Raw genomic sequence first — 12,366 nt, forward strand, 5'->3', positions numbered from 1 at the left:
GACTTCCTCCTGCTTCTACCATAATCCGTTCTCCCCTTGGCTCATTTTCCTCACGGTCAGATTGGCGCCCAGAATGAGCAGCAGCCCCACAAATGATTTGAACAGACCGATAGCCGCCGTATAGCTGTATTGGAACTGCTGCAGCCCCACCCGATAGACATAAGTGTCGATGACATCGCCGGTTTCGAAAGTGACCGGATTCAGCAGGTTAATGATTTGTTCAAAATTTGCACTTAAGAACCCGCCGAGACTCAAGATGAACATGATCGAAATGGTAGGCATGATCGAAGGAATATTGATCCGGATGATCCGCTGCCAGCGGTTAGCTCCGTCAATAATGGCTGATTCCTGAATTTCAGGGTTGATCCCCGACAAAGCTGCAAAATAAATGATTGAACCCCAGCCCAGATCCTTCAGGATGGAGGAACCTACGATGATGCTCCGGAAGTATTCCTTCTTGCCCATGAAGAAGACGGGCTCCATTCCGAACCAGCCCACGATTTGAGCTACAACTCCGGTAGTTGGCGATAGAAAATAGATAAGAAGGCCCGACATGATTACCCAAGATACGAAATGGGGCAGATACATAGTCGTCTGAATAAATCTCTGGAAGCCGCGGGAGCGGACTTCGTTCAGGAGTATTGCCAGAATAATCGGTGCAGGAAAAGCAAAGATCAGCTGGTACATGTTCAGAAGGAGCGTATTTTTAAGCAGACGGTAAAAGTCGCTGCTATGAAACAATTCCTGAAAGTGATGGAAGCCCACCCAGGGACTTCCCCATATTCCATCCACAACCCGGAAATCCTTGAAGGCAATGATCACGCCGTAGAGCGGACCATATTTAAAGATGACGAAGAAGATAAAGGCAAACAGAAACAACGCCATTAGTTCTCCATGCTTTCTTATGGTTTTCATACTGCACTCCCCTGAAACCCCGACCGGCTCATTTCCGCAAGAACCCTTTTTTGCCCTTGCGGAACCACCGTAACCGGATTTATTTATTTTTTAAATTGAGCCTGGTACATCTCATTAGCTTCCTTGGTCAACTCATCGCCGCCTCTGGATTTCCACTCTGTAACGAACTTATCGAAATCATCGAGTGGAATTTCACCGCTGATGATTTGGGCGAAATATTTTTGCATCAGCGAAGTCAGGTCATTCTTGTATTTGCCATCGGAAGGCAGCGCCGAGAAGAGCAGCGCATCCGTCATATTTGGAGCGGAGGAATAGGTTTTGATGGCTTCATTCAAGTCCGGATTTGAGTATTTCTCACGGTAGGCCTGCGTCGTGATGTTACCGAATGAGAAGAGTCTAACGCCGATCTGATCGCGTGCTTCCTGCTTATCGAAACCAGTCAGGAACGTAGTGGCTCCAGAGGCGGCTCCGCTCTCAACGAAGTCCCAATGAGTGCCCTTCACCCCGAGGCTGGTCATGTTGATGGTTTCTTCGTCACTGCTTTCTGCTCTCAGTATTTCGAACAGCTTCTCAAGCTTTTCCGGTTGATCCTTCACTTTGTTGCTGATGACGACAAAGTTGCTCTTCACTCCCCAGTCCCAGGAGCCGTCACCACCAGGTCCCTTAGGATTCTTAGCAAAGACCAGCTCCGAATTAGGATTCAAAGACTTCATTTCCGTCACGGTTCCCGAAGTCGGGAGCGCACCTTTGGCAATCTGCTCCTCAATGACACCAATCCGGTTATTGTAAAGCTTCTTGCGGTAGGAATCCTGTGTATCCGTGATAAACTCAGGGTCAATGACCCCGTCGGCATACCACTGCCGAAGTTTGGCCAGCGCTTCCTTCGTTTCCGGCATCACGGAGCCGTTCATCAGTTCTCCGTTCTTCTCGTGCCACATGGTCGGTTCCACGCCGAACGCACCGAAGATGGAATAGAAGCCGGATGACCAGGTGGACGTCGCCGTACCCGTCAAGCCGTAGGTATCTTTTTTTCCATTTCCGTCCGGATCCTTCTCAGCAAATGCATAGACTGCCTTCTCGAACTCATCCAGTGTCTCCGGTGCCTTTGTGATGCCTACCTTATCCAGCCAATCCTTGCGCCAGAGCATCGCCAGATCATACGGCTTCAGATCAATAAACATTGGGATGGCCCATAACTTGTCGTCTACAGTAACGGTTTGAAACAGCGCGTTGTTTTTTTCAATATCTTTGGAATACTCCGGCATTTTTTCCTTCAGCATGTTCGGATCAATATCCATCAGAACACCCTGATTCATATACGCCGACACGTTGGAGGGATCGCCCAGCATGAAGATATCAGGAATCTCTCCGGATGCGATGCTGGCATCGGTCACTTTCACCGGTTTGATCTTTACATTGAATTTCTCTTCAAGCCACTTCTGAACGGCGGAGTCCTCTACAACTCCCTGAGCCTGGAAGTGAATCCCCCATGTAATCTCCACCGGCTTTGCTGCCGCCTTTTCGGTGTTTGCAGTGTTTGCGCTCTTGCTTGCTTCTGGCGAAGCCGCGTTTTTTCCGTTGTTCGCGTTGTTCCCGTTATCTCCGCCATTGCCGCACCCGGCAAGCAGGCCTGCCACAACGATCACCGGCATAATGGCATTGCCTAGTTTCTTAAGTTTAGTCTGCACAAGAATGTCCCCCTAATCGAAACTGTATTAGACCGCATCCTCACGATAGCTCCCGGCCGGGGTTATGGTAGCGGTTACAACATTTAAGATAGCCTGCTCTGACCAAGTACACAATCCTCTCTTTCGCTTCTTTTTATGTTTTTGGCCATTTCTGTCCCGGAAACCGGATTATGTTTTTCTTTTTTTTATATGTTTTTCGGTCTTCCCCTTGCCGGAAAAGCCATCTGTGATATAATCCCCCTGTACCTCGCTGTGTCGCTGGTTAAATATGTAAGCGTAATCATCTTAGAGAAGTGGAGTGAGTACCTTGCTGAGAAACCGCTCGATCAAACATAATACAATGTTCGTCAAGCTGCTTCTATCCTTCACTGCCATTGCCGTGATCACCGTCATTCTCATTTCCACCATTACTTACTCCATTTCGGCGGACAATAACATTCAGAACGCCATTGCGTACAACGAATCCATATTGACACAGCAGCAGGAGCTCATCCACAAGGAACTGACCGCCATCAAATATGCCGCCACCGGCATGATTACGACCCAATCCTACCTGTATCATACAAACGGCAGCAAGTTAAGCGTCAGCTCCCTCATTGATCTCACCGGCTTCGTGGAAGAACAGAAGAAGGTCAGCCCCTACATCGATTCCATCTATTTATATTACGCCCCCTTGGAGCTTATCCTGACCTCGCGTCCCGAGATCAAGGCATCACCCATCTCCACCTTCGTGGACACCTCCTGGATTGAGGTCTGGAATCAGCCTTCTGACAGCCGCACAATCTGGGTTACCGGACGGCAAGACGGTTTCTCACCAGATCATCCTGCCGCCAGTCTGCTTCAAAAAATGCCTTTAATCGGTCAAGTCGACGGTGCCATCGTCATGAATTTGAAGCTTCAGCTGCTATTCGACGACTATTTAAGCCATTATCATAATAAAAAAGGCAACACCCTTGTTTTAGGGCCGGATTCTGAGCTGCTCTATTCCGATGCTGCTGCCGGGGAATCCCTGCTTCAACAGCTGGACCCCGGCCGGCTGACCGGGGCAAGCGGCTTCTACATTGATGATTCCGACCGGATCGTCTCCTATACAACCTCAGAGCTGACCGGCTGGAGATTCGTGGACATTACCAAACGTTCCGCTCTTCTGCAAGGAATGGACCGGATCAAGGTCATTGTCATCACGGTTGCGGCGGCATATCTGATAGCCGCGTTCACCTTATCCTTTTTCCTGTCCAGAAGATTGTACCGGCCGCTCCAGAGTGTAATTTCCTATATCGGCGGCTCCCAGGCCGGTCAGAAGGACGGAGAAGCCTCCCAACTGCCTGCCGGTGACGAAGCCGGCTTCATCCGTCATATCTTCGATCAGCTGGCCCGCAACTGGGAGACGCTGATGACGGAGAAGGGGAAGGTAGATTCCCTTCTTACCGATAACCGGACAGCGATCAAGGAGAAGTATTTGAACGACCTCATCCAGGGCGGCAGTACAGATCAGGCAGCGGAGCTGCTGGGGCTCCGGCTGGACTTTACCCGGTTTGCTGTGCTGACTCTTGAGCTGGAGGAGCCTTACCCGTTGAACGGACCGGATGGCAACCTCCAATTCCACCTGTTCCGCTACGGGCTGATGGAAGAGCTGGGAGGCGACATCAATGGTGAAATTTTCGCCAAGGATGAGAAGCGGACGGTGATTCTTCTGACCGTTCCTCCGGGCGACGACGAATTCCCGCTGGAGCAAGCCAAGAAGCTGAAGCAGCTTCTGCTGACCCGGTACAGCATGAACGCGACCTTCGCCGTCAGTCCAATTTACAAGGGGGAAGAAAAGGTCCGTTTGGCGTACGAGAATACTTTGGAAGCTCTGAATCTGAAAATGTACATCGGCAAAGGGGAAATTCTGTCCTATGACATTCTCGCCGACTGGAAATCAGAAGAGGAGGCTTATTATTATCAGTACGAGCTGGAAACAAAACTGCTGCAGTCGCTGCTGCAGACGGATAAAGAGGAATGCTTCAATGCCATTCGGCAGATCACCCGGACCGTGATTGACAAGAAGCTGGGGAAGGCCAATATCCAGCAGCTGTTCTTCCAGCTGAGCGGGGAAATTATGAAGACGCTTGTCCAGACCCGGGGCGATATGTCCGCAGTGTTCGGGGACAGACCGGCTTACGCAGATGTGCTGGCGCGTGCCGAGACCCTGTCCGATATGGAAGAGTGCCTGCTGGACATGTGCAGCCGGATCATCACCTACCACAAGGAGAAACGTTCCAAGATGACGGATGTGACCCTGCAGCTGGCGACGGACTATATGGATGCGAACTTCAATAATAATATTTCTGTGGACACGGTAGCCGAATATGTTCAGCGCAGCTCATCCTACTTAAGCCGTATCTTCAAGGAGTCCACAGGGATGACCGTCAACGATTATTTGATCCAGCTTCGCATGAAGCGGGCTATGGAGCTATTGAAGCAGCTCGACCTTTCCATTGAGGAGATCTGCCGGGAAATCGGATATGCGAACGTAAGTTATTTCAATAAGATGTTTAAGACCCGGACGGGGCTGACTCCCGGACAATACCGGCAGCAGCAGGCGGCCGACAAGCTTCTCGCTCAAGGAAAGGAAAAGGCGGAATAATCCGGCGAAAAGCCGCCGGGAAAATTCCCGGCGGCTTTTCTTGCGGATCAGGCTATTTATGCATTGTGTGATAATCGTTACGGACTCCTACTTCAAATCAATCGTCTCATTGAGATTCGATTGCTCCGTATCCTGCTTCGTTAGCCGCTTAAACAGGTAAGTCACTTTCTCGGCCAGGTTGCCGCTTTTCCAATATTCCGCCGCTTCGGCCTGGACCCGGATCAGAATTACGTCGGGGTCATCATAGCTGGTCTGCAGAAAAGCATCGTAGCCTGGATTCCAAAATTCTTTTTTCTTCTCCACATCCTGGACGAGCTTGGCCGTTCCACGGATGGAGACATAGGATTTATCAGCGTATATGACATTAACCCTCGGGTCATGAAGAATTTCCTCGAATTTGCTGGTATCCTTCTTGGTAAGAAACCATAAATCTCCGTCGAACTCGACTTCCTGTGTCTTCATGGGACGGGATACCAGTCCTTCGGCCGAAATCGTTGTTAACATGGCCGTATCAATGCCTTTGATCAAATCTCTAACCGTCTCGACAGCTTCCTGATGACTGTTGTTCAATTTGGACATGCTAATCGCCTCGTTTCTTCCGGGTTATGGATAGGTTATCCAAATGCATATCAATTATTACCCAGAAAGCACAAAACATTACCTGTTCATTTCAGTTCAGCGGCGTGATGGTGTGTAATGCTAACCTATAGCCGAGCCTGCTTCTTGTATTCTGTCGGATAGCAGCCTTCGGATTCAATAAATAATTTGACGAAATGTCTGGTGCTGTAATATCCCACTTGCAGGGCGATATCTTTTACCGGAAGGTTGGTCGTACTTAAAAGCTCCTTGGCCCGGTGAATCCGCAGACGGGTCAAATATTTCGTAAATGTGATCCCTGTCTTTTTGTGGAAGGTAGAGCTCAGATAATTAGGTGTGATTCTCAGCCTCTCCGCCAACTGGGCAATGGAGATATTGCTGGCATAATGTTGTTCAATAGAATAGATCACTTCTGAGATCATATCCGGAGGCTCGCCCTCCAGTTTTTTCTTGTCAGTTAGCAGCTTATCCGCATGGCGGGTAAGTAGGGTTGTCAGCTCAACAGTTTCAAGCTCAGCATTATCATTCATTCCATATTGAATAAAACTCCGCATATGCTTTATTTGTTGCTTGGAATGTTGTTCCGTCCTTAACAGGGTCGTAATTTCTTCCAGCTCCCTGCAGTAATCCATATAGAGATGATGATGGTAATCATCGACCAGCTTGGTCATTACAAGTCCCATATGAGCTGCCGCAGGAGGCTGCTTCTGGAGCTCTTCAAGCGAAAATCTGTGGTTAATTCCTATAACGGCACGCAGCGGCAGCAACCGGCGAATGTCCTGCAGACCTGCCAGCATGCCGCCAATATTTGTATATATGCTGCTATCAACCTGAGTATAGGCAATCCTTTGGTCTGTCAGACGGTTTATTCGGTGATATATGCTGTCCGTCATAACTTCCATCTGCAGATCGTCCTTCGGCTCCCCCTCCTGCCAACACATCGCCACCGCTGTTTCCCCGCTAGTCAGCGTAAATATTGCCACACGGCAAGTTAAAGAGGACCATCCACTGACAGCTTCCTGTATTGCCCTGTATAAACAGTGCTTGGCTTGTTCCATTTGTCCCGGGAATGCATGCGTATCTGTCGCAATCAGTAATACCTTATATTTCGTATAACGGGCTTCGGAGACGAATTCTGCCAGGCCGGGGGACTGCCCGTTATTCAAAGCTGCCAGTATGTAGTGCTCAAACTCGTCGTCAAGCCTTTGGTAGGTCTGATCAATCTTAGTAAAAAGTGAATCCAGGACCGCTCCCAGCTCCTCCATTCCCAGAGGCTTTAATAAATACATAAAGGCTCCCAGGCTAAGCGCCTTGCGGGCATAATCAAACTCGGAAAACCCCGACAAAATGACCCATTGGGTATAGGGAGAAAGCTTGCGGCCGCGTTCAATCGCTTCCAGTCCGTTCATTTTGGGCATTCGGATATCGACAAAAGCTACATCGGGCTGCATTTTTGACAAAGCATTCAGCAGGTCCTCCCCGTTAGTTGCCTCACCGGCAATTGAAATGTCACGCTCACATTCCTCCAGCATGCTGATCAATGAGACTCTGGATAGCTTTTCATCATCTGCAACAAGCACTCTCATTTCTCCACATCCTTAAGCGGTATTCGAATGGTCACGGTGGTCCCTATTCCGGGCGAGCTGTGAATATTAAAGGCAGCGGACGGATAAGCAAATTTCAATCGCTCCTGCACATTACGCAGTCCAATGCTATCCTCTAATTCAGCGGCTGGTTCCAGGAACCCGACTCCGCTATCTTCTATTTTTATGTACAAGCAATCTTCGCCCTTCTGTTCAAGTCCCGCATCGACAACAAGGCGGCAGGGCAGGGCTGAAGGTTCAATCCCGTGAATAATCGCATTCTCGACCAGTGGCTGGAGCAGCAGTTTGGGAATTTTAAATTCTGTAATCCGGGGATCGAACTGCAGGCTGAACTCCAAACGGTCATCAAAACGCAATTGCTGCAAGCCGCAATATTTGCGCAGAAAAGTAAAGGTTTCCCCTATGGTAGTCCAATTCTCCTGAACAAGCGTATATCGCAGCAGCGAGCTGAGAGAAAGGATGGCCTCCTCCAGCTTTTTCTTTTCACCGATCCTGTTCAGCGCGAAAAATCCATTTAACGTATTGAACAGAAAATGAGGCTCAATCTGGGCTTGCAACGCCCGGAATCTCATCTCCTTTTCATTTAAGACGGCGACGTATTCTTTTTGGATCAGCTCGTTGATAGTATCAATCATATGGTTGAAGGAGTATCCCAGACTGGCGATTTCATCTTTGCCGACGGGCTCCAGCCGGACCTGGAAATTCCCCCTTTCCACCTGCTTCATCGCCTGTTTCATTTGAAGAAAGGGACCCACAATCCAGCGCGAAACATAACGCAACAGCAGCAGTGTGAGCAGCAGGCCGATAAAGGCAAACAGCAGCCCTACGATATACATCCATTCTACCTTTTCCCTCAACTCTGATTTCGAAAGCAGCGCAACCATTTTCCAATTGGCCTGGCGAATCGGTTTGGAGATGACGACATAAGATTCTCCGGAATCTTTAACCTGGGATACCCCTGCACTGGAGATCTCTTTGATAATATGCTCTGACAAAGGGGCCGTGGAATAAAAGACCTCTCCCTTTTCATTGAGAATCGCACTAATGGACCGCACGCCAAAATCTTTGATCACAATCTCGTCCAGCAAGCTTGTCTGCGCATCAGCCATAATGACAGCCAGCGGACGAAGGGATTCAGGATCTTTAATAACGCGGGCTACGGAAAATACACGTTTGGTCAGCGGGGCTGTAAAATAATCCTGATGGTGGGTGCTTATAAAGGTTGCTTTGCCATCGGCCTGCACCGTTTGAAGATACCACGGCTGTTCAAAAAACGGATAATCTTCAACGACATCCGACAGGCCGTTGGTCTGACTGTAGACGTCACCATTTTGAGTCAGCAGCAAGGCGGCTGATAAATTGTTGCCGTAGGTCAGCAGAAATGCCGGCAGGAAGGTATTTAAGGACAGCTCCACCGGGTATTTGACGAAATCGGTGTTGGAAGAATAATCAGAAGTATTCTTAGTAATCAATGCTTGCATTAATTCCGGGCTAAAATAGGGAAGATAAGTGATTTGCTCTAATTGTTCCAGATAGGTCACAATATGTTCGGTCATGGAGGTAAGCGTGTTCCGCGTCAGCGCTTCGGTCTCCCGTTCCAAAAGATACTGATAATAAGCCGGCATGCAAACCATAATAATCGCCACGGGTATGGCTATGATCAATGCGTAAGAAAGGGTTAATTTGGATCGCAGCGTATGCAGTTTCATTGGAAGCCCCTCCTTTACTACAACAAGAATAAGGAAAGTACACCCAGAAGTCAATTCGAGAAATGAGCGCATAAATCGTAGAATGGTGTCATTTGATAGCGCTTTTATAAATGCTATTCTTTTGTATGTAAGCGCGTTAATTAATAATTGGGGGATGACAAAATGAAGAAGAAATATCTAAGTTCTGTACTGGCTGCCAGTCTCTGTCTCGGACTTGCTGCCTGCAGCAATAACGAAAAGAAGAATGTGGAAGGTGCAGCAGAGAACGTCAAGCTGACCATGATGCTGACCGTAGGTGAACAGGGTGTACGGGATGTCATCCAGGAAATTGTAGCGAACTATCAAACGGAGCATCCGGGGACACAAATCGAGGTTCAGTTCCCAGGCTCCAACTATGAAAGTATTATGAAAATGAAAATGGCCTCCAACGAATTGCCGGATATTTTCGATACCCATGGCTGGGCCAAGCTCCGTTACGGTGATTACACCATGGATCTGAAAAACGAACCTTGGGCAGCAAAAATGTCGGACACGATCAAACCGACGCTTACTGATGAAAGCGGTAAAGTCTATGCACTGCCGCTCAACGAAGCGAAAGACGGCCTTTTCTATAATGTTAAAGTACTTGAAAAATACGGTGTGACGCCGCCGGCTACCCTGGATGAGCTGCTGGCTTCCGCTGAAAAAATCAAAACAGAAAGCAAAGGCGAAGTCATTCCGATGTTCTTCTCCGGGCTTGATCCTTGGACCATCGGCCAGTTCTTTGATATGATGGCAAATCCGCTTCTGATTACTCCGCCGCAGAATGAAGCCCAGGCACTTCTTGATGGCACCTTCGACTGGAATAAATGGACCTATCTGCCTGAGAAATTCAAGGAAATATATGATAAGGGCTATACAAACAACGACTTGCTGACGGCAAAATATGCGGATGAAGCCCGCCTTTTCGCTGAAGACAAGCTGGCATTTGCGTTCCATACTCCTTCGTCCTATGCAGATATCCAAAAGATCAATCCTGATGTGAAAATGGGAATCGCTCCGCTGCCGGCTATTGTTGCAGGCGACGAGCCTACCTTTGCCGGAGGCGAGCGGCTTGCACTCGGGGTATGGAAGGACACCAATTATCCTGAACAAACGAAAGATTTCCTGAATTATATGGCGCAGCCGGATAATGTCAAGAAAGTATCCGATGCAACCCTTTCACCAGCCGCTCTCAAGGATGTATCCGGCGGTGGCGCTTTCAGTGAGTACTATGATCAATATAAGGATACCAAAGTACTGCCTTATTTTGACCGGATATACCTCCCTAACGGCATGTGGGATGTAATGATTACGAACGCCCAGGAATTGTTGGCCGGAAATATCACCGCTAAGAAATACAGCGAGAATATGAAGTCAGAAGTAGAACGGCTAAAAGCTCAGCAGAAATAGATATAGAGCAGGAACAGAGAGTCCTCACTGAAGAGAGGGCTCTCTGTTCCTCATATTAGGAGGGAATTGTGTGAAGAAATCATTACTCGGAATCAATATGATGTATTTGCCGGCATTGATTTTGTTTGCTGCATTTATTTTTTACCCGTTTATGAACGGCATACGGATCTCTTTTACAAACTGGGACGGCTATTCGCAAAATTCCGCCTGGGTTGGTTTAGCCAACTATAAACGCTTATTTACAGATCCGAATATAGGAACGGTTGTCAAAAATACATTAACCTATGGTTTGGGCAGCACTATTCTGCAAAACTTGTTTGGCTTGCTGTACGCGCTTTTGTTGAACCAGAGCATTAAAGGCAGAGGGATCGTCAGAACAATCATCTATCTGCCGGTCATTATCAGCCCTTTGATCATGGGTTACATATGGTATTTCATCTTCCAGATGAACGGCGGCGCCTTGAACGATCTGGTTAAGCTGTTCGGCGGAGATCCGGTTAATTTCCTGGCCAATCCGCAGCTGAATGTCTGGCTGATTACGCTGGTCAACACCTTTCAATTTGTCGGTACGGCCATGATTATTTATTTGGCAGGCCTGCAGTCCATTTCAGCCGATTATTATGAAGCAGCTTCATTGGACGGCGCGTCCGCTTGGCAGCGTTTCAAGAATGTCACCTTCCCTCTGCTAGCCCCGTCAATCACTATCAATGTGGTCATTAATATCATTGGCGGACTGAAGCTGTTTGACGTAATCATCGCTCTAACCAACGGAGGTCCCGGCTACGCCTCACAGTCTCTGTCAACGATGATGTACCAAATGTATTTTGCCAGACAGGACGCTGGATACGCAGCATCTATGGGTAACTTAATGTTCTTTATTACTAGCATTATCGGCATAGCTGCGTTGATTCTGCTGCGGAGAAAGGAGAATGCATAATGGCAACCCCCAAAATAAATAAGTGGCAAATCGCGTTGATGGCGCTGATTGGCGTAGTTCATATTGTTCCGCTGTACCTATTAGTCAGCACCGCGTTCAAAAAGGAAAGTGATTTAAGTTCGAAGTGGGTTCTTCCGGGTTATTTCAATCTGGAAAATTTCAAGAATGCTTGGCAATATGCCAATCTAGACCGTGCCTTTATTAATAATATAATCATAACGTTTTTTGCCGTTCTCCTTATTCTGGTTGTCGGTTCGCTTGCCTCCTATCCGTTGTCCCGTTTTCAGACACGCTTGAATAAATTCGTTTATATTCTGTTCATTTCCGCGCTGATCGTTCCCCCCTTAACCGTATTGGTACCGCTATACCAGTTCATCGTGGATTTGAATGGTCTGAATACGTATTGGGGTGTGATCCTGCTCAATGTAACCTTCAATCTTCCGATGACCATTTTCTTGTACACCGGTTTTATCGGCACCATCCCCAAAGAACTGGATGAAGCCGGGATGATTGACGGAACCTCCAGAGTAGGACTATTCTTCAAAATCATTTTGCCGCTGCTGCAGCCCGTAACGGTGACGGCGATTATTTTGTCAGGCGTTTCGATCTGGAATGACTATCAGTTCTCTCTGTTCTTTCTGCAAACAACAAGCATGCATACGCTGACAGTGGCCTTATCCGCATTCTTCTCCCAGTTTACCAGCAATCTGAGCTGGGTAGCCGCCGGATCTCTGATGTCCATGCTGCCGCTTACGCTGTTGTATCTTTTCCTCCAGCGTTTTTTCATTGCCGGTTTATCCGCCGGGGCTGTAAAAAGCTGAACCTTGTTAATTAACCGTTATAGGAGTGAGCACAG

Annotated in this window: 9 protein-coding genes; 4 read left to right on the top strand and 5 right to left on the bottom strand. The window is 48.2% G+C overall.

Translation table 11 applies throughout. The features are described from left to right. Positions 1-15 precede the first annotated feature (15 nt). Positions 16-915: an ABC transporter permease gene (locus NYE29_RS01630; protein ID WP_076110478.1), complete on the bottom strand. Its 900-nt coding sequence runs from the start codon at positions 913-915 to the stop codon at positions 16-18. A gap of 83 nt (positions 916-998) precedes the next feature. Beyond that, positions 999-2,603, bottom strand: a complete 1,605-nt coding sequence (locus NYE29_RS01635) for an extracellular solute-binding protein (protein ID WP_340894031.1) — start codon at positions 2,601-2,603, stop codon at positions 999-1,001. Positions 2,604-2,910: 307 nt separating this feature from the next. Between NYE29_RS01635 and NYE29_RS01640 the strand changes: the two genes are divergently transcribed. After that, entirely contained in the window at positions 2,911-5,232 is a 2,322-nt protein-coding gene (locus tag NYE29_RS01640) for a helix-turn-helix domain-containing protein (RefSeq protein ID WP_340894032.1), read from the top strand. A gap of 87 nt (positions 5,233-5,319) precedes the next feature. On the opposite strand, the gene NYE29_RS01645 is transcribed toward NYE29_RS01640, so the two are convergent. From NYE29_RS01645 to NYE29_RS01655, 3 genes are all read right to left on the bottom strand, one after another. Further along, positions 5,320-5,811, bottom strand: coding sequence for a pyridoxamine 5'-phosphate oxidase family protein (locus NYE29_RS01645; protein WP_038587718.1), 492 nt, complete (start codon positions 5,809-5,811; stop codon positions 5,320-5,322). Between the two features lie 125 nt (positions 5,812-5,936). Continuing rightward, positions 5,937-7,415: a response regulator transcription factor gene (locus NYE29_RS01650; RefSeq protein ID WP_340894033.1), complete on the bottom strand. Its 1,479-nt coding sequence runs from the start codon at positions 7,413-7,415 to the stop codon at positions 5,937-5,939. Continuing rightward, positions 7,412-9,142, bottom strand: a complete 1,731-nt coding sequence (locus NYE29_RS01655; protein ID WP_340894034.1) for a cache domain-containing sensor histidine kinase — start codon at positions 9,140-9,142, stop codon at positions 7,412-7,414. Before NYE29_RS01655 ends, NYE29_RS01650 begins: the two co-directional genes overlap by 4 nt. A 162-nt stretch (positions 9,143-9,304) precedes the next feature. Between NYE29_RS01655 and NYE29_RS01660 the strand changes: the two genes are divergently transcribed. The 3 genes from NYE29_RS01660 to NYE29_RS01670 all read left to right on the top strand — a co-directional run bounded on the left by NYE29_RS01660 (position 9,305) and on the right by NYE29_RS01670 (position 12,331). Further along, on the top strand, positions 9,305-10,573 hold the full coding sequence (locus NYE29_RS01660; protein ID WP_340894035.1) for an ABC transporter substrate-binding protein: 1,269 nt from the start codon (positions 9,305-9,307) through the stop codon (positions 10,571-10,573). 97 nt (positions 10,574-10,670) lie between these two features. After that, the gene (locus tag NYE29_RS01665) at positions 10,671-11,510 is read left to right on the top strand and encodes a carbohydrate ABC transporter permease (RefSeq protein ID WP_052092475.1); all 840 of its coding nucleotides are present in this window, start codon (positions 10,671-10,673) and stop codon (positions 11,508-11,510) included. Next, positions 11,510-12,331, top strand: a complete 822-nt coding sequence (locus tag NYE29_RS01670; protein WP_340894036.1) for a carbohydrate ABC transporter permease — start codon at positions 11,510-11,512, stop codon at positions 12,329-12,331. The genes NYE29_RS01665 and NYE29_RS01670 overlap by 1 nt, the downstream gene beginning before the upstream one ends. Positions 12,332-12,366: the final 35 nt, after the last annotated feature.

This window comes from Paenibacillus sp. FSL M7-1046 (assembly GCF_038007405.1).
GTDB lineage: Bacteria > Bacillota > Bacilli > Paenibacillales > Paenibacillaceae > Paenibacillus_AQ.

Coding starts and splice junctions, on each gene's coding strand:
- NYE29_RS01630 (WP_076110478.1), bottom strand. CDS start 915: ATGAAAACCATAAGAAAGCATGGAGAACTAATGGCGTTGTTTCTGTTT.
- NYE29_RS01645 (WP_038587718.1), bottom strand. CDS start 5,811: ATGTCCAAATTGAACAACAGTCATCAGGAAGCTGTCGAGACGGTTAGA.
- NYE29_RS01650 (WP_340894033.1), bottom strand. CDS start 7,415: ATGAGAGTGCTTGTTGCAGATGATGAAAAGCTATCCAGAGTCTCATTG.
- NYE29_RS01655 (WP_340894034.1), bottom strand. CDS start 9,142: ATGAAACTGCATACGCTGCGATCCAAATTAACCCTTTCTTACGCATTG.
- NYE29_RS01660 (WP_340894035.1), top strand. CDS start 9,305: ATGAAGAAGAAATATCTAAGTTCTGTACTGGCTGCCAGTCTCTGTCTC.
- NYE29_RS01665 (WP_052092475.1), top strand. CDS start 10,671: ATGATGTATTTGCCGGCATTGATTTTGTTTGCTGCATTTATTTTTTAC.
- NYE29_RS01670 (WP_340894036.1), top strand. CDS start 11,510: ATGGCAACCCCCAAAATAAATAAGTGGCAAATCGCGTTGATGGCGCTG.